Source organism: Paraburkholderia sp. RL17-380-BIE-A (assembly GCF_046028085.1).
Classification (GTDB): Bacteria; Pseudomonadota; Gammaproteobacteria; order Burkholderiales; family Burkholderiaceae; genus Paraburkholderia.
Window position 1 is genome coordinate 88,319 of record NZ_JARESQ010000026.1, and the last position, 22,013, is coordinate 110,331.

At 61.9% G+C, this 22,013-nt stretch carries 23 protein-coding genes; 14 read left to right on the plus strand and 9 right to left on the minus strand.

All coding sequences use genetic code 11. The features are described from left to right. Positions 1-20: 20 nt before the first annotated feature. Positions 21-239 carry an HP1242/YdcH family protein gene (locus tag P0D68_RS32445; RefSeq protein WP_091804415.1) on the plus strand — a complete coding sequence of 73 codons (219 nt, stop codon included), beginning with the start codon at positions 21-23 and terminating at the stop codon, positions 237-239. Between the two features lie 398 nt (positions 240-637). Beyond that, positions 638-1,486 (plus strand): hypothetical protein, encoded by an 849-nt coding sequence (locus P0D68_RS32450; protein ID WP_408303093.1) that lies wholly within the window; start codon positions 638-640, stop codon positions 1,484-1,486. A 187-nt stretch (positions 1,487-1,673) separates the two neighbouring features. Here P0D68_RS32450 and P0D68_RS32455 read toward each other — a convergent pair whose 3' ends face one another. Further along, positions 1,674-2,804 (minus strand): MBL fold metallo-hydrolase, encoded by a 1,131-nt coding sequence (locus P0D68_RS32455; protein ID WP_408303095.1) that lies wholly within the window; start codon positions 2,802-2,804, stop codon positions 1,674-1,676. A gap of 85 nt (positions 2,805-2,889) precedes the next feature. On the opposite strand from P0D68_RS32455, the gene P0D68_RS32460 reads away from it, so the two are divergent. Further along, entirely contained in the window at positions 2,890-3,504 is a 615-nt protein-coding gene (locus tag P0D68_RS32460; protein WP_408303097.1) for a TetR/AcrR family transcriptional regulator, read from the plus strand. 123 nt (positions 3,505-3,627) lie between these two features. Here P0D68_RS32460 and P0D68_RS32465 read toward each other — a convergent pair whose 3' ends face one another. After that, positions 3,628-4,392 carry an SDR family oxidoreductase gene (locus tag P0D68_RS32465; RefSeq protein ID WP_408303099.1) on the minus strand — a complete coding sequence of 255 codons (765 nt, stop codon included), beginning with the start codon at positions 4,390-4,392 and terminating at the stop codon, positions 3,628-3,630. A gap of 139 nt (positions 4,393-4,531) precedes the next feature. On the opposite strand from P0D68_RS32465, the gene P0D68_RS32470 reads away from it, so the two are divergent. Beyond that, entirely contained in the window at positions 4,532-5,449 is a 918-nt protein-coding gene (locus tag P0D68_RS32470; RefSeq protein ID WP_408303101.1) for a LysR family transcriptional regulator, read from the plus strand. Between the two features lie 111 nt (positions 5,450-5,560). Here P0D68_RS32470 and P0D68_RS32475 read toward each other — a convergent pair whose 3' ends face one another. From P0D68_RS32475 to P0D68_RS32500, 6 genes are all read right to left on the minus strand, one after another. Beyond that, positions 5,561-6,043 (minus strand): cupin domain-containing protein, encoded by a 483-nt coding sequence (locus P0D68_RS32475; RefSeq protein WP_408303103.1) that lies wholly within the window; start codon positions 6,041-6,043, stop codon positions 5,561-5,563. A 267-nt stretch (positions 6,044-6,310) separates the two neighbouring features. Then, on the minus strand, positions 6,311-7,471 hold the full coding sequence (locus tag P0D68_RS32480; RefSeq protein ID WP_408303105.1) for a porin: 1,161 nt from the start codon (positions 7,469-7,471) through the stop codon (positions 6,311-6,313). Positions 7,472-8,074: 603 nt separating this feature from the next. Beyond that, complete coding sequence (locus P0D68_RS32485; RefSeq protein WP_408303107.1) at positions 8,075-8,686, minus strand: ATP phosphoribosyltransferase regulatory subunit; 612 nt, start codon at positions 8,684-8,686, stop codon at positions 8,075-8,077. 333 nt (positions 8,687-9,019) lie between these two features. Further along, positions 9,020-9,415: a hypothetical protein gene (locus P0D68_RS32490; RefSeq protein WP_408303109.1), complete on the minus strand. Its 396-nt coding sequence runs from the start codon at positions 9,413-9,415 to the stop codon at positions 9,020-9,022. Between the two features lie 598 nt (positions 9,416-10,013). After that, positions 10,014-10,448: a YybH family protein gene (locus P0D68_RS32495; protein ID WP_408303111.1), complete on the minus strand. Its 435-nt coding sequence runs from the start codon at positions 10,446-10,448 to the stop codon at positions 10,014-10,016. Between the two features lie 64 nt (positions 10,449-10,512). Beyond that, positions 10,513-11,466: a LysR substrate-binding domain-containing protein gene (locus P0D68_RS32500; protein WP_408303113.1), complete on the minus strand. Its 954-nt coding sequence runs from the start codon at positions 11,464-11,466 to the stop codon at positions 10,513-10,515. Between the two features lie 157 nt (positions 11,467-11,623). Between P0D68_RS32500 and P0D68_RS32505 the strand changes: the two genes are divergently transcribed. The 10 genes from P0D68_RS32505 (at position 11,624) to P0D68_RS32550 (ending at position 21,559) form a co-directional block, all read left to right on the plus strand. Beyond that, entirely contained in the window at positions 11,624-12,691 is a 1,068-nt protein-coding gene (locus P0D68_RS32505) for an ABC transporter substrate-binding protein (protein WP_091804443.1), read from the plus strand. 57 nt (positions 12,692-12,748) lie between these two features. Then, positions 12,749-13,828 (plus strand): ABC transporter ATP-binding protein, encoded by a 1,080-nt coding sequence (locus P0D68_RS32510; RefSeq protein ID WP_091804446.1) that lies wholly within the window; start codon positions 12,749-12,751, stop codon positions 13,826-13,828. After that, positions 13,815-14,687 (plus strand): ABC transporter permease, encoded by an 873-nt coding sequence (locus P0D68_RS32515; RefSeq protein ID WP_408303115.1) that lies wholly within the window; start codon positions 13,815-13,817, stop codon positions 14,685-14,687. The genes P0D68_RS32510 and P0D68_RS32515 overlap by 14 nt, the downstream gene beginning before the upstream one ends. 15 nt (positions 14,688-14,702) lie before the next feature. Then, on the plus strand, positions 14,703-15,500 hold the full coding sequence (locus tag P0D68_RS32520; RefSeq protein WP_091804452.1) for an ABC transporter permease: 798 nt from the start codon (positions 14,703-14,705) through the stop codon (positions 15,498-15,500). After that, complete coding sequence (locus tag P0D68_RS32525) at positions 15,497-16,633, plus strand: NAD(P)/FAD-dependent oxidoreductase (RefSeq protein WP_408303118.1); 1,137 nt, start codon at positions 15,497-15,499, stop codon at positions 16,631-16,633. The genes P0D68_RS32520 and P0D68_RS32525 overlap by 4 nt, the downstream gene beginning before the upstream one ends. Before the next feature lie 7 nt (positions 16,634-16,640). Next, complete coding sequence (locus P0D68_RS32530) at positions 16,641-17,012, plus strand: (2Fe-2S)-binding protein (protein WP_408303120.1); 372 nt, start codon at positions 16,641-16,643, stop codon at positions 17,010-17,012. Then, a complete protein-coding gene (locus P0D68_RS32535) occupies positions 17,002-18,420 on the plus strand; it encodes an FAD-dependent oxidoreductase (RefSeq protein ID WP_408303122.1) in 1,419 nt (472 codons plus the stop codon). Before P0D68_RS32530 ends, P0D68_RS32535 begins: the two co-directional genes overlap by 11 nt. Then, positions 18,413-19,585 carry an NAD(P)/FAD-dependent oxidoreductase gene (locus tag P0D68_RS32540; RefSeq protein WP_408303124.1) on the plus strand — a complete coding sequence of 391 codons (1,173 nt, stop codon included), beginning with the start codon at positions 18,413-18,415 and terminating at the stop codon, positions 19,583-19,585. The genes P0D68_RS32535 and P0D68_RS32540 overlap by 8 nt, the downstream gene beginning before the upstream one ends. A gap of 78 nt (positions 19,586-19,663) precedes the next feature. After that, the gene (locus P0D68_RS32545) at positions 19,664-20,017 is read left to right on the plus strand and encodes a RidA family protein (protein ID WP_091804468.1); all 354 of its coding nucleotides are present in this window, start codon (positions 19,664-19,666) and stop codon (positions 20,015-20,017) included. Between the two features lie 198 nt (positions 20,018-20,215). Further along, positions 20,216-21,559 (plus strand): TAXI family TRAP transporter solute-binding subunit, encoded by a 1,344-nt coding sequence (locus P0D68_RS32550; RefSeq protein ID WP_408303126.1) that lies wholly within the window; start codon positions 20,216-20,218, stop codon positions 21,557-21,559. A 69-nt stretch (positions 21,560-21,628) separates the two neighbouring features. Here P0D68_RS32550 and P0D68_RS32555 read toward each other — a convergent pair. Continuing rightward, positions 21,629-22,013 (minus strand): 4Fe-4S dicluster domain-containing protein (locus P0D68_RS32555; protein WP_408303128.1); only part of this gene is annotated, 385 nt, incomplete at its 5' end.

Genomic DNA, 22,013 nt, shown 5'->3' on the forward strand with positions numbered 1-22,013 from the left:
GATCGAAAAAGGAGTGTGTGATGTTCCCTGAATTTCGCGACCTGATTTCCCGCCTGAAAACCGAAGACGCTCATTTCTCGCGGCTCTTTGATCGTCACAATGAACTGGACCACCAGATCAGCAACATGGAAGCGGGCGTGACCCCGTCTGACAACCCCGCTATCGAAACGCTGAAGAAAGAAAAGCTCCAGCTCAAAGATCAGCTTTATGCGGTGCTGAAGAAGGCCTCTGCTGCGTAAGCCGCTTGCCGCCTAGATCACTTCCGTGAGGCGAGCCAAATATTTTGCAAGCACTGGCGTAATGCCACGTTCTTCTCAAACGTTGTCGATATGGTTTGGAGCTGTGGCCACGGTGGCCCGAATGATCGGCATGACAGCGACGTAGCGTCCGGTGCAACTCACGGTGACGCACCTTCAGACTTCTGACAACAGCCGCGTGGTTGCAGTCTTGTATTCGATTCAACGCCGACATATAACGAATCATGCGATGCGCTCCCACGGCGGTGGGCGCCTCGTCGAGATACATCAGGCAGATTCCGTGCGACGGTTCAGCACCTGTTGAGGCATGCCAACAATGCGGCACCCTCGGCTATGCATTGGGTAGCAGCAGATGAAGCTCGCCCCGGCAGGAGAACAGCATGAACGTCCACGCAAAAACGCGAGAACGTACCGCGATCATCACGCTTGCTACGAGGGGACTGCGAACATCGGCAGGGACGATCGCGCTTGCCATTCTTTTAACTGGATGTGGCGGAGGTGCCGGGAGTGACAGCGCCGCCACCTCGGTGATCGCCAACAGCGTCAATCCACAGGACGTGGTCGTGAATCACCATGTCGTGTCGCTCAATGTGCAGTTCCGCGGCAAAACATATAGTCAGTGGGCGGTCTCGTTCTGGCGGTGGGCGCTGGAATTGCCGCTCGGCCCCCTTCCCCATCCGTTCGACGACTGCAACCATCGTCCCATCTCAGCGGCGCAAACGGGAAACGTCTGGTATTGGGCCACGCCCAATTCTGCACCGCTGACCTGCAATCAACTGGCGACAACCATTCCTGCTGGGACGTCTATCTTTCTGTCGGTGCTCGACGGAACGTCTATCTTCCTGCCCATGTTCAATGGGACGACGTCGCTGAACAATCCACCACTCCAGGCGTTCACGCCGGACCAGCTGAAAATTGTCAGTGCCTTCGCAAGCGACATCCGTGATTTGTTCTGCACTATCGACGGTGTTTCCGTCGGCAACATCTCGGCTTATCGCACGCCGATCGGCCAATTCTCGTTTTCTGCTCCGAGCCCGTGGATTTTTGGCCATACTGGTGGAAAAGGGACTGCCGTTGCGGACGGCTACTACCTGCTGCTGGAGCCACTATCCGCAGGGTTGCACACGATTCACTATGGTGGGAAGTTTGTTATTCCCGCCGGTGTGTTTGGATCCGAGCAGGCTGTCATTGCCAAAGACGTCACGCTCCTGATCAGGGTCGGCTCATAGGCTCTTGTAAGCCTATCGCCGACTTCCCTGCCATCCTCATCAATTGCGAAGTTGTGCCGATAGACTGGCTCGCTTTGTAGCCTGTGCGATATTCCACTTCTGAGTAGCGGAGACCTGTAAATGAGTGTTGGCGAATGAGGTATTGCGACGCGCAATCACCCGACGACCAGGCGGCGCCAATCAGGCTTCAGGAAGACTCCGCGTCTGCGGCATTGCGCGACGCGCACAGGCGCCATGCGGTCTTCGGCGCAGCGGCGGTCTCGACGGCATGGCGCCACCAGCGTTCGCCGCGATGCGGGGCGCTCAGATCCAGCCGCTCGCCCATGCCGGGCGTCGAGAGCGCGACACCATGCACGAGAGCGAGGCCGCTCACCCTTTCGAACGGCTCCTGCCAGTGGTGCATCGCGAGGTCGAACGTGCCGTTGTGAATGGGCACGAGCCAGCGGCCGCGCAGATCGATATGCGCCTGCACGGTTTCTTCGGGCTGCATATGAACGTACGGCCACTGTGGGTCGTATGCGCCGGTCTCGACCAGCGTGACGTCGAATGGTCCAAGGCGCTCGCCGATCGTCCTGAAGCCGTCGAAGTAGCCGGTGTCGCCGCTGAAGAAAACACGCAGATCATCGTCGACGATCACCCACGACGCCCATAACGTGCTGTTGCCGTCGAACAGGCTACGGCCGGAAAAGTGCTGCGCGGGCGTCGCGGTGAACTGCATGCCATCCATCTCCGTGCCTTGCCACCAGTCGAACTGCCGTACTTTCTCAGCGTCGATGCCCCATTCGATCAACCGGTCACCCACGCCGAGCGGTGTCAGAAACACACCGGTGCTCTGCGCGAGCGAGAGCACGGTTTCGCGATCCAGATGGTCGTAGTGATCGTGTGACAGGATCACGCCTCGTAGCGGCGGCAAATCGGCCAGCGCGATCGGCGGCGCATGGAAGCGCTTCGGGCCCAGATTCCGGAATGGCGACGCACGCTCGGCAAAAACGGGATCGGTCAGCCAGAACTGGCCGCGCAGCTTCAGCAGCATCGTCGAGTGGCCGAGCCGGTAGAGGCTGCGGTCGGGCGCCTCGTCGAGCTGCGAACGCGTCAGCGCGCCCACAGGCAACGCGACCGTCGGCACCGTGCCGCGCGGTTTGTTGAACAGCAGGTTCCACGCGATCCCAAGCGTCTTGCGCAGGCCTTCGACGGGACGCGGCTTGACGTTGCGAAAACGTTCACCGTCGTGCTGCGGTGAGTGGCTGGACAACGCGCGGCCGCGTTTCGCGGCGGTAACGCCGAGCACGCGGCTGACAAAGGCGGGGAGCGACGTCATGAGATAGGCGGTCCAAAGAAAAATGTACACTCGGCAGTGTAGTTTATTTTCGAGAAAAGTAAACTGCCCGGTGTAAAATCCGCTTATGGATTCAAGTGACACCCCTCAACGCCTGACTGACCGCAAACGTGCCGCCATTGTCGGCGCCGCGATCGAGGAATTCCTCGCGGCCGGTTACGACGCGACCAGCATGGACCGTATCGCCGCCCGCGCGAACGTCTCGAAACGTACGGTCTATAACCATTTCCCAAGCAAGGAAGCCCTTTTCGCGGCGATTCTTCATCGGCTTTGGGACGCGAGCCAGCAGGGCGACGCGCCCGCCTACCGTGCCGACGAACCATTGCGCACACAGTTGCTCGACCTGTTGGGCCGCAAGCTGCGGCTGCTAAATGACGAGTCATTTCTGTCGCTTGCACGCGTGGCAATAGCGGCCGGAATTCATTCGCCGGAACGCGCGCGGGACATGGTCGCCCGCCTCGGTGAACGCGAAGAAGACCTGACCGTGTGGGTCCGGGCGGCCGCCGCGGACGGCCGTCTCAAGACCGACGACCCGCTTTTCGCGGCGCTGCAGTTGCAGGTGTTGGTGAAGGGCTTTGCATTCTGGCCGCAGGTGACGATGGGCCAGGCGCCGCTCGGCGAACAGGAGCAAGGTCAGCTCGCGGAATCGGTCGCTGACCTGTTCCTCGCGCGCTATGCGTGAGCCGGCGTCCGGGGCTCGCGATTCGAACTTCACATGCCGCGAACTGGCTGTCGACCACGAAGCGCAGCCATGTTCACATGGGCGATCTCTTCAAGCGAAAGGTCCCGGACGCCGCCCGGAATTTCACGTGCGTGTAATCGATGCGCCGCCATCCACTAGCGAAGCAGTGCCGGTCACGAAAGACGAGTCGTCGGACGCCAGATAGAGCACCGAACGGGCAAGTTCCTCCGGCCGCGCAACCCGCTTGAGCGCATGCAACGCGGTGACGAACGCTTGTGACTCGGCCGTATCGTTCATGTCGCGATACATTGGTGTATCCACGGCGCCGGGCAGAATCGCGTTGACGCGCACGCCTTGCGGGCCGTACTCGGCAGCGAGCGCTTGCGTCAGCCCAATCAGTCCGGCTTTGCTCGCAGCGTAGGCCGCGGTGCCGGGGAAAGCGAATGAATACCCGACGAACGTCGACGTAAAGATGATCGATCCGCCGCCTTGCTTCACCATTTCGGGGATCTGGTGCTTCGCGCCCAGAAACGCGCTCGTCAGATTGGTCGCCAATGCCGCCGACCAGCCAGCCTCCGACACGCCCGTGCTCGGGCCCATTTCGCCCAGCGTGCCGGCGTTGTTATAGGCAATGTCGAGCCGGCCAAAGCGGCTGACGGCGAGCGCCACCAGCGCTTTTGCGAAGTCCTCCGACTGCACGTCGCCCGCCAGGAAAGCGGCCTCACCACCCGCTTCGGCAATCTCAGCAGCGAGCGTTTCAAGTTCGGCTTCGCGGCGCGCCGCGATCACCACTTTCGCACCTTCCGCAGCGAATAGTTTTGCGGTGGCCCGGCCAATTCCCGCGCTGGCACCGGTCACGATGGCGACTTTTCCGTTCAAGCGTTGCATGTTCAATCTCCTGCAGCAGTTTGTCGACCAAGGCGGAATACCTCGGTCCGTGGAAAGCACTATAGGCTTCAGCCATGGATGCAGAAAGGCGCAAAATATGGGTATATCATTCAGCAATTATGAATAATCGGGAACCGACATGGACCGGCTGCGCGCTTTTGAAGTCTTCGTGACCGTGGTGAGCCGAGGCAGCTTCACGCGAGCGGCCGATGTGCTCGAAACCTCGCCCGCCAACGTGACCCGCTACGTGAATGAGTTGGAGGCGCATCTCGGCACGCGCCTGCTGAATCGCACATCACGCAAACTCTCGCTCACCGAGGGCGGCGAGACCTTTTACTCCCGCTGCAAATCCATTCTCGACGACGTCGCCGAGACCGAGGGGCTCGTGTCGTCCGCGTCGATCGAACCGCGCGGCCGGCTGCGCATCAATGCGCCTGTGAGTTTTGGGATTCTGCACCTGGCGCCGCTATGGCCCGAGTTCATGCGGAAATATCCCGAAGTGGAGCTCGACGTCTCGCTGATCGACCGCGTCGTCGATATTGTCGACGAAGGTTACGACCTCGCCATTCGCATCTCACGCGCCGGCTCGACTAACTACGCAGCCCGCAAGCTTGCGACATCCACCAACATTCTGTGTGCGTCGCCGGCTTACCTCGCGCGTTACGGATATCCCGCAGCGCCCGCGGACCTGAACGAACATCGATGCATCGGCTACTCGTATGCGGCCACCGGCGACGAATGGCAACTGATCGACAGAAATGGCAAGGCTCACATCGTGAAGGTCAACTACCACATGCGCACCAACAATGGCGACACAGCGCGTGCTGCCGCGCTTGCCGGGCAAGGCGTGATCTGGCAGCCCACGTTTCTGGTCGGCAACGACCTGCGTGCCGGCCATCTTGTTCGGGTCTTGCCTGAGTATCGTCTGCCTGACATCGACGTGCTCGCGTTGTACCCGAGTCGTCGACACATGAGCGCCAAGATGCGCGCGTTGATCGATTTCCTCGTCGATGCATTCGGCGGAACGCCTCCGTGGGATCGGCCCGGCCACGCGTGAGCGCGTGTCGCAGCGCCGACGAATCGAAAGGCGCCTGGAAAACTGCGTCCAGCGCGCGCCGACCTTGCCGTTGACGCCGCGTATGAACTGTCCGCGCTTTGGAAGCGAACGTTACTCCGGCTTCCCGTCATGATCGCCGATCGGTCTGATTGGCCAGTCCGTCCAGCGGTCCGCGCGCGTCAGTTCGTACGCTTCATTTAGTGGATATCGGATACGGTTGTCTTCGCGCGGGCGCTCGCCGATCACCATCAGCCTGACTTCGTCGGCGGTGTTGTTGATGAACGTGTGGCAGATACCGGTGCCGGCCGGAAACGCAACCGAGTCGCCTTCGACAAGAGCGTGCAGAACGCCGTCGATCCAGACATCGGGCTTGCCTTGAAGCACGTAGACGAACTCCTGCTCGGTACTTTCGGCGTGCGGATATGAAGTGCGGCGACCCGGCAAGAGCCTGACATGATGTATGCCGATCCGCGTAATACCCATCGCGGCGGAGAGGGGCGCGTCGAGTCCCATCGGCTCGGAGTCACCCCGATAGCAATGCGCATGCAGCTCTTCCAGTTCGGTCCAGTGCTTGATGAAATCCGGGCGACTCATCGCTTGTTCTCCTTGGTGACGAAAAACGATGATAGCGGGTTACAGAGAGAACGAACGACGCACGATCCTCGCGCGGTGGCCTTCAATGCCTGAAGCAATCCCCGCCTTTGCTGTTCAGAGGAACGGCTTGGCGGGGTTTGATCAGTTGTCTTCAGCTAAAGCCAGAGCTATCGACCCGCTCGATAACGCGCGGTCCGGCCAGCGCAGCCACGGCCGCCGCTGCGGATTGCGACAGAGCCCCTCGGCGCGCCGACCATGACGGGTCGGCTAAAAACGGTGCCTCAGCCCCAAGGCGGCGACGAACTGATTCGCGCCGGACGCGCGCGAGAAGTTCGAGATCTGCGCGCCCTGAATCCCGGTTCCTTGCAGTTGGTTGGCGCGTTGATAGATGGCTTCCGCATAGACGTCGGTGCTGGGCGACAGGAAGTAGGTGTTGACGATGCCGGCCTGATGCCACTTCGGATAGCGCACGCCCGTCGGCGTGGCGAAACGGCCGAGCGTGAATGTATAGGCAGCCGAAATATCCCACCGCGGAGTGACGGCGTAGCGCACGTTGATTTCGACGTTGTCGAAGCGTACGTCGTCGCCGGGCAGGCTGATAGCGGTATCGGCCACGTTGTTGATCGACGAGGCTTTGTCCAGCCGCGTTTCGCTCAATATGAGGCCGACCGCGGTTTGAGTGAAATGATAAAGGCCGCCCGCCGCCCAGGTGCGCTGCCGCTCCGCGTTGAACGGCGCGCCGGCCGGTTCGGCGCCGTTCGTATTGGCCGTCGCGAGGTTCGATGCGTTATTGAATTGAAAGTAGCCCGCGCCGAGGTCCAGATTGGTGTACTGATACCCGAGACCAAAACTGTAGCCACGGTTATCCGCGAAGCCGCCCGCTTCGTTCGAGAAGCCATATAGCGCCCCGAGCTTCAGTCCACCCAGCAACACCGGACTCGTGTACTTGACCGAATTGTTCGTGCGTGTGTAATTGTCGAGGTTGTCGTTGTCGAAAACGTGCGCGAAAGCGGTCCCGCCGTATCGTGTGCCGCCCAGCGCGAACGGCTCGACGAACTGAACGACTTCGTCGAACTGACGACCGAATGTGAGCGTGCCTGTCGACTGCGAAGCAAGTCCCATCCACGACTGAAAACCAAACAGGCGGCCCTGTTGCGCGGCGGTGCCGTTCATCACGTTAAAGCCGTTGGTCAGCGTGAAAATCGCGCTGAGATCGCTCGATATCTGCTCGTTGCCGGACAATGCCCATCGGCTGATGTTGATGTCGCCATTCTTCGCCTGCCAGGCACTTCGATGACCATTCGCGTTGCCCGCGTCGCTGACGTAGGCGAGACCCGCGTCGACCGATCCTGATAGGCGCACCGAGCTTTGTGCGTGCACGGCCGGACAGGCGAACGCGAGCAAAACGCTCGTTATCCGAATTTTCATCTTCAACTTTCTTTTATTCATATATTAATCTGATGCTTTGCGAGGGGTTGCGATATATGTCGATATATGTCGATATGCCGGCAGGAGACGATTAATGCGCGCATTGTGTGGATTGCATTTTCCATTTCCTGAAAATGCTTTCATGCACCTGGCTGCAGGCCGAATGTTGTGCGGTCTGATCGTGTAAGCGGCTGCTTGCCGGGATTAGGGAGCTGCGTGCGTCCACGTCCATGGCTCGACGCGTGACGCAGGCATATAGTCGGCGTACGTGCCGGGGCCGATAAAGCGTATTTTCAGGAAGAGACTGTTATGGATAGCTCAACGTCGGCGTATGCGCCCCGGGCGTAACGAACCTCGGTCCATCGGGTTAGTCGAGATTACTAAATCGCTATTTATTGGTTGACGGCTCTTTGTCGGAGTGGTGTTCGATTAATGATTCGACTCCAATCTGCCGAATTGGAAAAAATGAAGTTAACACGCGTGATTCAATAGGCGATAGCGTGCTAACTCAACCGGCCTTTCAGCGCATGAGTCAGGTCGGCGGGCGAACGGCCGCTATCTGAGAACAGGGGACATGTGAATGCCCCCTCAATCTTCCCTTCGCTATATGAGCCCTTGAGCAGCCATGGCTAACAGCAGCCGCTCTGCCCCAATGCCGAAACCCGCGCCCTCCCGGTATGCCCCTCCGCCTACAACTTGCTGTTGCGCGCCGAGTTCGGTGCAGCGCATCTCGAACCCTTGGCCGTTCAGGTAATAGCTGAGTCCCCTGCGAGCCGCGTCATCGATCTCATACCGTAATCCGAGTGAATCGAGAAAGCCGACCGCAATCTCCAGGCTCCGCCTCGCAGCCAGTTCAGGATTTGCGCAAAGATATTCGAATCCCAGTTGCGAAAACTCCCGATAGCGGCCGGCCTGCGGTCGCTCGTATCGATAGCAGCGCGCAACGTAGAACAGCATGCGCGCCTCTCGTTGACCAAGCAGTGCGATGCACCTCTCCTGGAATAAGGCCGTGGCTTCCGGGATCAGACAGCAGGGTCGTCCCTTCTTATCCGGAAAGGCCCACATCTGGCCGATGATCTCACTGCCGCCGGCCTTCTGGACGAACGTATCCTGCGACCACAAGGCAGGCACGATAGCCTCTTCGGCTCCAGCATCAATGAAGATAGCTCCGGAACCGATCTTCCAGAGTGCGTATTTGTGCGGCTTCCTTCCCAACGATAAAACGAGTTCCGCGAATCATGGTCATGAGATCCTCTCGAGTCCGGAAAATAAAAAAAGGCGCCTGAGGCGCCTTGATCGTTTGTGCATGGAGACGGAGAAAACGAACTCCCGAATTCCTTGCTATGGACGTAACGAATCACGGCGCACTGGATCGTGGCCGTGATGATGGTAAAACCGGGTCGATACGTTACGAAGTTCCATATAGACAATACTGACACACAAAACCTGGAAGCACCATCCTGCACTGAACTCGTCGAGGCGAGCGCAAACGAAACGGCGCGCTTCCGTACAGGCCACGCCCCGCGAATTCAACCTGTCGGCAGAAGATCAGTTCCGCGCTTTTTCAATTGCGCCGACGGCCAGTTGGCGCGCGAGGTCGCCGTACAACTCGGCCCACTTGCCGAGCAAGCCAGGGTCGTCAGTAAGAAAGAGCGGATGCTCGGCCCACGCGCTCACGTCCGCGCCTTTCCAGGCCATTTCGAAGATTCGCAGATCTTCGTCCTCGCTCACGCCGATATCGACCATTTCGCGGAACGACGCATGATCGGCGAGTTGCACGTTCCGCACCGGGATCGTGTGAATGGCAGCCAGTGCGCTCGCCGCGCGCTCGCGGGCATCTTCGCGAGTGCCGGCGAACACGAACACGATGCTGTCTTCGTCGGCGTGACTGAATACGGCCCGATAGAGCGAGGATCTGCAGCGATCGCTGAGTTGCGTGCCCATGGTTGCCTTGATTGCTGAAGACGGTTCGCCATATTGGCCGGTGGATCGGGGGCCGCCGGGTTGCGCTTCCGGTCGGTGCTTTCGGTTGCGGCATCCGTCGCTGCACAGGTACAGATACATTCCGCATACGACAAGACAAGCCAGCGAGAGAATTCCCACACCCCCAAGTACAGCCAGATCAGCGTGCGCCATTTCAGGCCCCCTTCAGTCCCGCTTATACTTCGTCTCCCATGTCCGAAGCCTTCCGGCAAGTTCAGTCGAGTCCGGGGCCGCGGCGTATCGGTCTGCGCCCTTCGTCGGATAGCATGAGGCTGTCAGCGAAGGGCGACGCTACGAGTATCCGGCGAGGTTCCCCAGCGATCAACTGAGCACACCTCTCTATTGACCAAAGCGGTTCACTATAGGACGCTAGTGGGCTGGAGTGCCGGAACCGCAAAGCTCTCGTAAGCGCAATTGCAATCGCACGGCCTTGAACGCCGCTGCTTATTACCGCCTTATCCACACAATGTTATAACGCTGTGCCGGAAAAGGCAGGCTTGATCTGGTAAACCCAGGTGCTTCCGGTAACGTACGTCGTGAAAGTGATTGTGCTGCCCGATCACACCACCCCGCCGTCTCTCAAGATGGCTTCTCCCGTGCGAGGATTCGTCAGGGTGACGTTCTCGAGCGCCTTGATTCGCCACTCGCCAGCCTGCCGCGTCAGCACCGCAAGGATCAGCGTATCGACAGCATGAGGCCCCGCCGGATGCGCCGCACCGACCGTGAGGCGGCTCCAGAAGTGCATGAGCGCCGCATCGCCGCCGATCGCGACCACGTCGATCAACTCGTTCTGCAGCGTGGAATCGCTGTAGATAGTGGCGTGGATGGGTGCATGCAGCTCGATGATCGCCTCGACGCCGCGCACGTAGTGCCCGAACCGGTTCACGAAGGTCGCGTCCTCATGGAACAACGCTCCGAGGGACTCCATGTCGTGGCGGTTCCAGGCGTTCTGAAACGCATGGAGCGCGTCTTCGGGTTGTCTCATTTGATTCATGTGGATTCTCTCAAGTGTTTACACTGGGACGCCGGACGCCCACTGCTCACGTTACTCGCGCCCCTCACGCCCCACTCCGCGCCCGTACCCGCCGGCGTCCCGCCACACTCCGCGCCGGCGCCACGACCTCCGCCAGCAATTCCTCGTGCAAGCCCCGCAAAACCTCGACGAACGCCGATGCGAGCCGCTCCCGCGGCCGGTGCGGAGGAAACAGCAGATAGGTCTGAAAACGCGTAGCCGGCAAGAAAGGGCGAATCTCGATCCCAGGTCCTGCGAAGTCGCGCGCGACGATCGGATGTGCGAGCGTCACCCCCATGCCGTGACGCACCATCTCGCAGCACATTGCAGTGTATTGCGCTTCGATCGCGAGGACGCGCTGCACGCCCGCGCGCTGGAACACCTCGTCCATCATCGCACGCGTGCCGTCGCCGTGACACAGCGAGATGAACGACTCGCCTTCCAGATCCTCCGGCTTGATGCTGCGCTTCGCCGCCAGCCGATGCGCCGCGGGCAACACACACACGGCAGCCACATCCGACAGTTGCTCGACCTCGCAATCGGACGCCTCGCTGACATACACGGCCACGCCGAGGTCGCAAAACTGCGACGCCGTCCAATGATTGACCGTGCCCGACGTATTCACGTGCAGCGACACGGTGACTTCCGGGAATAGCTCGACAAAGCGTTTGATCGCATGCGGCACCAGCGTCATGCCCGCCGAAGGCATTGCCGCGATGCGCAAACGCCCGCTGCCGAGATTGCGAATCTGCGCCGCGGCAGCCACCAACCCTTGCAAGCCGACGAACGCGCGTTCGACTTCGCGAAAGAACGCCTCGCCCTCGCTGGTTGGAATCAGACGCACGCCGCTGCGCTGAAAGAGCTGCAAGCCCGTATCGCGCTCCAGTTGCGCGATCAGACGGCTGACGTTCGGCTGCGAAGTGAAGAGCGCCTTGGCCGCGGCGGTCATCGATCCCGACACCATCACCGCGCGAAACGCCTCGATGTGCTTGAGATTCATCCGTATTCTCCCTTAGACGAGGCCCACCAATCCATATCATCCATGCATAGATAGGTATTTTATTCGTATTGGACGACATGACCAGCCGGCGCGACACTGCATTGTAACGACGGGCAGTGAAGCCCGCCTCCCCACACCGGAACTGGAGATCGTCGTCATGAGAAGAGCGTTGCATCGCCGTCTGTCCGCCCCATCCCGCACCGCCATCGCGGCGCTTTCATTCACTTCCGCCCTGGCCGCGCCGCTCTTCGCGCAAGCCGAGACCACGCTGTATGTCGCCAACGTCGGCGGCTCGAACGAGCAGGTCTACCGGCAAAAAATCATTCCGCCGTTCGAAAAGGCGCACAACGTCAAGATCGTCTACGTCGCCGGAAATTCGAGCGATACGCTCGCCAAGTTGCAGGCGCAGAAAGGCCATCAGCAGATCAACGTCGCGGTGATGGACGATGGTCCCATGTATCAGGCGATGCAGCTCAACCTGTGCGCAAAGCTCGACGACGCGCCCGTGATGAAAGACCTCTACCCGCTCGCGAAGCTCGGACCGACCGCGATCGGTGTCGGCATGGTGGCGACCGGCATCGGCTACAACGAAGAGGCGTTCAAGAAGGCCGGCCTGCCGCCGCCCGATTCGTGGAAGGCGCTCACGGACAGCCGCATCAAGGGCAAACTCGGCGTGCCGCCGATCACCAACACCTATGGTCTGCATACGCTCGTGATGCTCGCGCGTCTTTCCGGCGGCGGCGAGAAGAACATCGATCCGGGTTTCGCCGCGATGACCAAGGACGTCGCGCCGAACGTACTCTCCTGGGCGCCCACGCCCGGCGAAATGGACGGCCAGATGCAGGCCGGCGACGTGATCCTCGCGCCCTATGGCAGCGGCCGCGCAGTCGCATTGCAGAACACCGGCTTTCCGCTCAAGTTCATCTACCCGAAGGAAGGCGCGGTCGCGCTGCAGGTAGCAGCATGCGCCGTCGCGGAAAACGCCCAGCCGCAGTTATCGCAGCAGTTCGTGCAATACCTGTTGAGCCCGGAAGTGCAGACGTTGCAAGCGCAAGGCATCGGCCTGGGTCCGGTCAACAAGACCGTCAAACTCACGCCTGAGATTGCCGCGCGCGTGCCCTACGGTCCCGAACAGATCTCGAAGCTGACCGCGATGGACTGGACCACGATCAACCAGCATCGCACCGAGTGGACCGAGCGCTGGAACCGTTCGGTCGAACGCTGAACTCCGACACCGGCAAGTCCCTCGCGCGGCGCGCGATCTGACGAAGGAGCAAGGCGTATGGCCTTCCTGACTTTGCAAAACATCTCGAAACGCTACGGCGATTTCACGGCAATCGAACACCTGGATCTTTCCGTCGAACGCGGCGAACTGCTTTCGCTGCTCGGACCGTCCGGCTGCGGCAAGACCACCACGCTGCAAATGGTCGCGGGCTTCGTCACGCCGACCACCGGCAGCATCCTGCTCGATGGCCGGGACATTACGCACGAGCGTCCCGAGAAACGCGGCATCGGCGTGGTATTCCAGAGCTACGCGCTGTTTCCACACATGACGGTGGCAGGCAACGTCGGCTTCGGGTTGGAGATGCGCAAGGTCAAGCGCAAGGAGCGCGACGAGCGCGTTGCCGAGGCGTTGTCGCTCGTGCGCCTGAACGGCCTCGGGCACCGCTATCCGAAGGAACTGTCGGGCGGCCAGCGGCAGCGTGTGGCGATTGCGCGCGCTATCGCGATGCAGCCCGAACTGCTGCTGCTCGACGAGCCGATGTCCAACCTCGACGCCAAGTTGCGCGAAGAGATGCACATCGAATTGCGCGCAATCCAGAAGCGGCTCGGCATCACGACGATTCTCGTCACGCACGATCAGGTCGAAGCGATGACCATGAGCGATCGCATCGCGGTGATGCATCGCGGCGTGATTGCGCAACTGAGCACGCCTTACGACGCGTATGAGCGCCCCGCCACGCCGTTTGCCTCGACGTTCCTCGGGCGCACCAACGCGTTTTCCGGCGAAGTGCTGCGCCGCAACCCGCGCTGCGCCGAGGTAGAGGTCGCGGGCACCACCCTGCATGTTCCACACGAAGGCCGTCATGTCAACGGCGCGGTGAACGTGTATATCCGTCCGGAAAAGGTGCATCTGGCCAATGGCGATGCGCGGGTGCGCGGCCGCATCTCGACACGTGTTTTCGTCGGCAATCAATGGCTGCTCGAAGTGGACACCGAACTCGGCAAGCTGCGTATCGCGCAACCGAATCACGGCGCGCCACCGCCCGAGGAAGGCGACGAAGTCGGCCTCGCGTGGACCGACGACGACCTGCGCGTGCTCACGCGAGACAACCAGGAGAGCCCTCATGGCCACGCTTGACGACGCCCGCCCCGGTGCCGCGCCGTGGCTGCTGTCGGGCCCCGCGCTGTTGCTGTTCATCGGCTTGCTGTTGGTGCCGATGCTGCTCACGCTGATGCTGTCGTTCCGCGTCTTCAGCGATACGGCGGGTGTCACGGCCGCCTATACGCTCGCGAACTACTGGGAAGTCATCAGCGACCCATATTACGGCACGATCTTCCTGCGCACCGCCGGCCTCGCCTTCGCCGTCACGCTGCTGTCCATCGTGCTCGGCGTGCCGGAGACCATCGTGCTCGCACGCATGAAGCGTCCGTGGCAGTCGCTCTGTCTGTTGATCGTGCTGGGCCCGCTGCTCATCTCCGTGGTGGTGCGCACGCTCGGCTGGCAGATTCTGCTCGGCAACAACGGCGTGCTGAATAACGTTCTGCAAGCGCTGCCCATCACCAGCGAACCCATTCGCCTCGTGTTCACGATGACCGGCATGATCATCGCGCTCACCCACGTACTGGTGCCGTTCATGGTGATGTCGGTCTGGGCGACGATGCAGAAGCTCGATCCGCAGGTGGAATGGGCCGGCCGCTCGCTCGGTGGCTCGCCGTTCGCGGTGTTCCGCCGCGTGGTGCTGCCGCAGATCATGCCGGGCGTGCTGTCGGGCTCGATCATCGTATTCGCGTTGTCGGCCTCGGCGTTCGCCACGCCCGCGCTGATCGGCGGCCGGCGCCTCAAGGTGGTCGCCACCGCGGCCTACGACGAGTTCCTCGGCACGCTCAACTGGCCGCTCGGCGCGACTATCGCCGTGCTACTGCTGATCGCCAATGTGGCGATCGTGATGGGTTGCAGCCGGCTCGCCGAACGCCGCTTCCAGCACATCTTCGACTGAGCGAAGGAGACGATCATGAAACAGAACGGCATTCTCGGCCTCGTCTACAACGCGTTCTTTCTGACTTTCATTCTCGCGCCGCTCGCGGTGGTGATGCTCGTGGCGTTCACCGACAAGGGCTTCATCTCGATGCCTTTCGACGGCGCGTCGCTGCGCTGGTTCCGCGCGATCCTCGAGAACGGCGACATCGTCGCGGCGTTCTGGCTCTCGGTGCGGCTCGCGTTCGCGGCGGCGACGATCGGCGTGTTGCTGGCGGTGCCTGCCGCGCTGGCGATCGCCCGCTATCGCTTTCCGGGCCGCGCCGCGCTCACGAGCTTCTTCCTCTCGCCGATGATGATTCCGGCAGTCGTGCTCGGCATCGCGTTCCTGCGCTTTCTGTCGCTGCTGCATCTGTCCGGATCGTTCTGGTCGCTGGTGTGCGCGCACGTGATCATCGTGCTGCCGTATGCGCTGCGGCTCGCGCTGTCGTCGGCGGTCGGGCTCGATCGCGATGCCGAACGCGCCGCGCTCTCCTGTGGCGCGAGCCGCTTCACCGCCTTTCGCCGCGTGGTGCTGCCGATGATCCGCACCGGCGTGGCGGGCGGCTGGGTGCTCTCGTTCATCCAGAGCTTCGACGAACTGACCATGACCATTTTCGTCGCGACGCCCGGCACCACCACGCTGCCCGTCGCCATGTACAACCAGATCGCGCAGACGATCGATCCGCTGGTCGCTTCGGTGTCGGCGGTGCTGATCGTCGGCACGGTCCTTTTGATGATCCTGCTCGATCGCATGGTCGGCCTGGATCGCATTCTGATCGGAGAAACCCGATGACATTGACTAGCACCGCCAGCCCCGACGTCCTTGTATTGGGCGGCGGCCTCGTCGGTTCGGCCGTGGCCTACGGACTCGCCCGCGAAGGCGCGCGCGTGACCGTGCTCGACGAGGACGACGGCGGCTTTCGCGCGTCGCGCGGCAATTTCGGCCTCGTCTGGGTTCAGGGCAAGGGCTATGGCCTGTCTCCTTATGCACGGTGGTCGCGCAGTTCGGCCACGCGCTGGCCGGGACTCGCGGAAGCGCTGTTGCAGGAAACAGGCGTGAACGTGGCATTGCGTCAGCCCGGCGGCTTTCACTTCTGCTTCGACGACAACGAACTCGCCGAACGCGAAAAACGCCTCTCGACACTGCAAGCCGAACTGGGCGATTACCCCTACCAGATACTCGACGCCGCCGAAGTCCGCGCGCGCATTCCGCAGATCGGCCCCGCGGTGATCGGCGCGAGCTATACGCCAATGGATGGTCACGTGAACCCGCTCAAGCTCCTGCGCGGACTGCACACCGCCATGCAGGCGCGCGGCGTGCGGCTCGTGTCGGGCGAACGCGCGGAACGCATCGAGCCGCAAGCGCAGGGCTTCGTCGTGCACGGAAAGCGCGGGACGTATCGCGCGGCGCGGGTCGTGCTCGCTGCCGGGCTCGGCAATCGCACGCTCGCGCCGTTCGTCGGACTCGACGCGCCGGTCGCGCCCAATCGCGGCCAGGTGCTGGTGAGCGAGCGCGTCGCACCGTTTCTCGAGTATCCGACGCTCAACGTACGCCAGACCGACGAAGGCAGCGTGCAGTTCGGCGATTCGATGGAAGAAGTCGGCTTCAACGATTTCACGACCACGCATGTGCTCGCCGACATCGCCCGGCGCGGCGTGCGCGCGTTCCCGATGTTGCATGACGTGCGGCTCGTGCGCATGTGGGCCGCGTTGCGCGTCTACAGTCCCGACGGTTTTCCGATCTATGACCAGTCCGAGGCGCACCCCGGCGCGTTCGTCGTCACCTGCCATAGCGGCGTGACGCTGGCGGCCGCGCATGCGCTGCGCGTTGCGCCGTGGATCATGGGCGCGCCGATGCCCGAGGAATTGCCCACTTTCTCCGCGCGCCGCTTCGAGCACGCCGGAGAACTGACTCCCGCTCATTGAATTCGACATGACTACCCAATCGACTCACACACTCTTCAAGCCGCTGCCGGACGCGCAAGGCGCAGCCGCTGCGAGCGTCGACATCTGGTTCAACGACCGGCCGCTGTCCGTGCCGGGCGCCCGCTCCGTGGCGGCGGCGCTGCTCGCCGCAGGCGTATCGCGCTTTCGTGCGACGCCCGTGTCGGGCGCAGCGCGCGCGCCTTTCTGCATGATGGGCGCGTGCTTCGAATGTCTCGTCGAAATCGATGGCGTGCCGAGCCGCCAGGCCTGCATGGTCGAAGTCAAAGCCGGCATGCGAATCCGCTCGCAGGAAGGCGCGCGCGACCTGCCGCCCGCAAACCTGACCGACGCACCGCTGGAGAACGCCCATGGCCGCTGATTTCGCATCCGATTTCGCTTCCGAAGCCGTCGACGTCGTTGTGGTGGGCGCCGGCCCCGCGGGCATGAGCGCAGCGACGCGCGCCGCGCGTGCCGGCCTCAAAACCGTGCTGATCGACGAACAGGACGCCGTGGGCGGCCAGATCTATCGCGGCATCGGCCGCGCCGATGCGCGCCGCAAGGAGATTCTCGGGCCGGACTACGCAGCGGGCTCCGCCATCGCCGATGCGTTCGCCGCCTCCGGCGCGCGCCACGTGACCCATGCGACGGTGTGGCAGGTCACGCGCGAGCGCGGCGTCAATTATCTGAAGGACGGCAAGATCGGCAGCTTCGACGCGCAATGCGTGATTCTCGCGAGCGGCGCGTTGGAGCGGCCCTTCCCGATTCCGGGCTGGACGCTGCCCGGCGTGCTGACGGCGGGCGCAGCGCAAATTCTGTTGAAGAGCGCGGGCGAAGTGCCGGCCGCGCCGCCGGTGCTGGCGGGCTGCGGGCCGCTGCTGTATCTGCTCGGCTGGCAGTATGTGCGCGCCGGCGTGCCGATCCGCGCGCTGGTCGATACCACGCGTCACGAGGACCGCTGGCGCGCGAAGCGTCACGCGCTGGCGGCGCTGCGCGCGTGGCCGTTTCTGAGCAAAGGCTTGCAACTGATCCGCACGCTGCGCGAAGCGGGTGTGCCGATCTTCGAGGCGGCGGACGATCTGCGCGTGGAAGCGCGCATCGGCACGGATCACGTGGAGCGCGCCGCCGCGCTTCACTTCACGACACAAGGCACGGCGCATCGTATCGAAGCCGACGTGATCCTGCTGCACCAAGGCGTCGTTCCGAACACGCAATTCACGCAAGCGCTGCGCGCGTCGCACCGCTGGGACAACGCGCAACTCTGCTTCACCCCGAAAGTCGATGCATGGGGCGAACTGGACGTGCCCGGCATTTTCGTCGCGGGCGATGGCGCGGGCATCGGCGGCGCGCAGGCAGCGGCCTTGCAGGGCACGCTCGCGGGTCTCGCGGCGGCCGCGCAACTCGGCGCGATCACCCCGGCGACACGCGACGCGGAAGCCGTCGCGCATCGCCGCGCACTGGCGGGCGTGATGCGCATCCGGCCTTTTCTCGACAGCCTGTATCGTCCGCGCGACGTCAATCGCATTCCGCGCGACGAGACTATCGTGTGCCGTTGCGAGGAAGTCACCGCGGGCGAGTTGCGCAAGTTCGTCGAACTCGGCTGTGTCGGACCGAATCAGGCGAAGTCGTTCGGACGCTGCGGCATGGGTCCGTGTCAGGGACGCATGTGCGGCCTCACCGTGACGGAAGTGATCGCCGACGCGCGCCGCGTCTCGCCCGCCGAAGTCGGCTACTACCGCATCCGTCCGCCGATCAAGCCGCTCACGCTCGGAGAACTCGCTGGTGAGTGACACGACCGAGATTCAGGAAGCCGATGTCCTCGTGGTCGGCGGCGGGCTGCACGGCACGAGCAGCGCGTTCCACATGGCGCGGCGCGGCGCGAAGGTGATCGTGCTCGAAGCCGACTACGTCGCGCGTCATTCGTCGGGCGTGAATGCAGGCGGCGTGCGCACGCTGGGCCGTCCATTGCCCGAGATTCCGCTTGCGCTGATGTCGCGGGAAATCTGGCACGGCATGACCGATCTGCTCGGTGAGGATGGCGGCTTCGTTCCTTCCGGTCAGTTGAAGATCGCCGAAACGGATGACGAACTCGAAGCATGCCGCGAGCGCGTCGCCCTGCTCGAATCGCATGGATTCACGCACGAAAAGGTCATCGACCGGGAAAGCGTGCTCGAACTCGAACCGGCGCTCGCGCGGCATGTCACTGGCGGAATCTGGGTGGAGCGCGACGGCTACGCGCTGCCCTATCGAACCACCACCGCATTCCGGCTCGCCGCGCAACGACTCGGCACGCGGTTTCTGGAAGGCACGCCGGTGCGCCGCATCGAACAGCGTGGCACGCGATGGTTCGCCGTCACGTCACTCGGCACGTTCAGCGCGCAAAAGCTGCTCGTCACCGCGGGCGCGTGGTCCGGCGAATTGGCGAAGCAGGTCGGCGAGCCCGTGCCGGTGCACCCCGAAGGTTTGATGCTGATGGTCACGCATCGTGTTGCACCGTTCTGTTCCGCGACGCTCGGCGCAACGGGCAGGCCGCTGTCCTTCAAGCAGTTCGACAACGGCACCGTGGTAATTGGCGGCAAGCTGATCGGCATTGCGGATCTGGCCAATCGTCACGGCGAAGTCGATTTCGTTCGTCTCGTGCGCAGTGCGCGCACCGTGACCGATCTGTTTCCTCATCTGCGCAATCTTGGCGTGAACCGCGCGTGGGCCGGCGTCGAAGCGTTTACCGAAGATGAACTGCCGGTCATCTCCGCGAGCCGCAAGGCGTCGGATCTGTATTACTCGTTTGGCTATTGCGGCAGCGGCTTTCAGCTCGGGCCGGGCTGCGGCAAGCTCGTGTCCGAACTGATGCTCGACGGCGCGCCGTCGATTTCGCTCGATGCGTTTGCCATCGATCGCTTTGGCCGCACCGCGGAATCGTCCCTTAGCGGTGCTTCGTCTCTAGCGACGCATTAAACGCTGTTATTTCTTTGCGCCGTCGTGCGTGCAGTCAGCGCGCGGCGACTTCGTTCGACTTCAACTGGAGAGAGTGTCATGACCGATATCGTTCGTATCGAAACCAATCAACGTATGAGCCGCGTCGTCAAGGCGGCCGGCCTCGTATTCGTCGGCGGCCAGACTTCCGCCGATCACACCGCTGACGTGAAACTCCAGACCGCGAAGGTGCTGGAGAAGATCGACAATTTTCTGGAGAAGGCCGGCATCGACAAGACGCGACTCGTCTCCGCACAGGTCTGGCTCGCGGACATTACCCGCGATTTCGCGGGAATGAACGAGGTATGGGACGCATGGGTTCCGCAAGGTAGCGCACCCGCGCGCGCGACGGTGCAAGCGAAGCTTGCCGCGCCCGAGTTGCTGGTCGAAATCGCGGTGGTGGCACTTGCCTGAGAGGCGCTGCTGGCGCGGGTGTTTATCTGGCGTCTGAGGGTTCGCCGACAAACGCCTTCTACCTGGTTGATTGCCGATACAGCGCAGGAAGAAAGCGCCTGCCGGATTGTTGACATGAAGCCGGGTAGCCTGCAGTCTACGCACGTTAGGGCAGCGTTGTGCTCCTCCCGTCCGGAGGACTGACCAAAGAGACCAAACGTGCCAAGGAACAACCCCGTTCTCCATCGCGCCCGGAAAGGACCCATCAGGCCAAGGCGCCCGTGGCTCTTCATCACGGGTGCGATTCTGCTGCTGGCCGTGTCGGGCTGGTTGCTGGCGATCATTCTCGAACCCGCGTTTCAACATACGATCGTCATTACATCCGGAGCGGACGAGGGAATCTATCGCGGCTTTGCGGACCGCTACGGCCCGATCCTGAAACGCAAAGGCGTGACGCTCGATATCCGCAGTTCTTCCGGTTCGATCGAAAATTATCAGCGGCTGAAAGATCCAGACAGCGTTTACCAGGTCGGCTTTATCCAGTCAGGCACGACGAGTCCGAAAGAGACCGACAACCTCAAAACGATCGCCGCGGTGTCGTACGAACCGATCTGGGTGTTCTATCGCGGCGACACCACGATTGACCGGTTGGCGCAATTGCGTGGCAAGCGGATTTCCATTGGCGTTCCTGGCAGTGGTCTGCTCAACGTCGCGCTGCAATTGCTCGCCTACAGCGGTGTCTCAGGCGACGACGCCAAGCTGTTGCAAATGGACGCTACCAAAGCGTATCAAGGTCTCGAAACGGGACAACTCGATGCGGCGTTCTTTATTGGCAGGCCGGATGCCGATATGCAACGAACCCTGCTCAACAGCAATCTGAAGCTAATGAGCTTTGCTCAGGCCGACGCGCTAGTCCAAAAATTTCCGGCTCTCTCCAAAGTCATTTTTCCGCGCGGCTCGACGAGCATTGCCAATGATCGTCCGTCGGCGGATGTCACCCTGCTCGCCGCAACGGCGTTGCTCGTGGCGAAAGACTCGTTGCACCCGGCCTTCGTCTATCTGTTGCTGGATACGGCAAGCGCCGTCCATGGCCGCGAGGATTACTTTACGCCACTCGGCACCTTTCCCAACGTCAACACCGACGAATTTCCCGTTTCCGACGAAAGCATTCGCTACTTCAAATCTGGCCGTCCGTTCCTGCAACGCTACCTTCCGTTCTGGCTGGCCAGTTTTATCGAACGGCGTCTTCTGATTCTTCTACCCTTCGCGGCTTTGCTGCTTGGGGTACTTCAGGCGTTGCCCCGAATCGCGGCGAACCGGATCAAAAACCGCCTCGTAGTCTGGTACCGCGAAGTGAAGCTGCTGGAAGATGAGATATGGCGAAGCGAGCGGCCGAGCCAGGAACAGATCTCACAATGGAGCGCCGAGATCGAACAGATCGACGCAAATGCTAACCAGATACGCTTGCCGCAGCGTTATCTTCCGGACATTTACGCCCTCAAACAGGCCATTGAGGTCGTTAGAGGGCGGATTTCCTACATGGCTACGCAGATAAATAAATAGCCTGACAGGAAAGTCGATGGGTTCGGATCGCACGCGAGGCGGCCATGTCAGGTCGCCCTGCGAGATCGACTACATGTTCGGATAGTTCGGACCGCCGCCGCCTTCAGGCGTCACCCACACGATGTTCTGCGTCGGGTCCTTGATATCGCAGGTTTTGCAGTGCACGCAGTTCTGCGCGTTGATCACGAGGCGTTCGGTGTTGTCGTCGTTCTTAACGAACTCGTACACCGCTGCCGGGCAGTAACGTGACTCCGGGCCGGCGTAGGTCTGCCAGTTCACATTCACCGGCACTGAAGGATCTTTCAGCGTCAGGTGAGCGGGCTGGTTTTCTTCGTGGTTCGTGTTCGAGATGAACACTGAAGAGAGCCGGTCAAACGTCAGCTTGCCATCGGGCTTCGGATAGACGATAGGCTTGCATTGCGAAGCCGGCTTCAGCATCTCGTGATCCGAATGT

Coding starts and splice junctions, on each gene's coding strand:
- P0D68_RS32445 (WP_091804415.1), top strand. CDS start 21: ATGTTCCCTGAATTTCGCGACCTGATTTCCCGCCTGAAAACCGAAGAC.
- P0D68_RS32450 (WP_408303093.1), top strand. CDS start 638: ATGAACGTCCACGCAAAAACGCGAGAACGTACCGCGATCATCACGCTT.
- P0D68_RS32455 (WP_408303095.1), bottom strand. CDS start 2,804: ATGACGTCGCTCCCCGCCTTTGTCAGCCGCGTGCTCGGCGTTACCGCC.
- P0D68_RS32460 (WP_408303097.1), top strand. CDS start 2,890: ATGGATTCAAGTGACACCCCTCAACGCCTGACTGACCGCAAACGTGCC.
- P0D68_RS32465 (WP_408303099.1), bottom strand. CDS start 4,392: ATGCAACGCTTGAACGGAAAAGTCGCCATCGTGACCGGTGCCAGCGCG.
- P0D68_RS32470 (WP_408303101.1), top strand. CDS start 4,532: ATGGACCGGCTGCGCGCTTTTGAAGTCTTCGTGACCGTGGTGAGCCGA.
- P0D68_RS32475 (WP_408303103.1), bottom strand. CDS start 6,043: ATGAGTCGCCCGGATTTCATCAAGCACTGGACCGAACTGGAAGAGCTG.
- P0D68_RS32480 (WP_408303105.1), bottom strand. CDS start 7,471: ATGAAAATTCGGATAACGAGCGTTTTGCTCGCGTTCGCCTGTCCGGCC.
- P0D68_RS32490 (WP_408303109.1), bottom strand. CDS start 9,415: ATGGGCACGCAACTCAGCGATCGCTGCAGATCCTCGCTCTATCGGGCC.
- P0D68_RS32495 (WP_408303111.1), bottom strand. CDS start 10,448: ATGAATCAAATGAGACAACCCGAAGACGCGCTCCATGCGTTTCAGAAC.
- P0D68_RS32500 (WP_408303113.1), bottom strand. CDS start 11,466: ATGAATCTCAAGCACATCGAGGCGTTTCGCGCGGTGATGGTGTCGGGA.
- P0D68_RS32505 (WP_091804443.1), top strand. CDS start 11,624: ATGAGAAGAGCGTTGCATCGCCGTCTGTCCGCCCCATCCCGCACCGCC.
- P0D68_RS32510 (WP_091804446.1), top strand. CDS start 12,749: ATGGCCTTCCTGACTTTGCAAAACATCTCGAAACGCTACGGCGATTTC.
- P0D68_RS32515 (WP_408303115.1), top strand. CDS start 13,815: ATGGCCACGCTTGACGACGCCCGCCCCGGTGCCGCGCCGTGGCTGCTG.
- P0D68_RS32520 (WP_091804452.1), top strand. CDS start 14,703: ATGAAACAGAACGGCATTCTCGGCCTCGTCTACAACGCGTTCTTTCTG.
- P0D68_RS32525 (WP_408303118.1), top strand. CDS start 15,497: ATGACATTGACTAGCACCGCCAGCCCCGACGTCCTTGTATTGGGCGGC.
- P0D68_RS32530 (WP_408303120.1), top strand. CDS start 16,641: ATGACTACCCAATCGACTCACACACTCTTCAAGCCGCTGCCGGACGCG.
- P0D68_RS32535 (WP_408303122.1), top strand. CDS start 17,002: ATGGCCGCTGATTTCGCATCCGATTTCGCTTCCGAAGCCGTCGACGTC.
- P0D68_RS32545 (WP_091804468.1), top strand. CDS start 19,664: ATGACCGATATCGTTCGTATCGAAACCAATCAACGTATGAGCCGCGTC.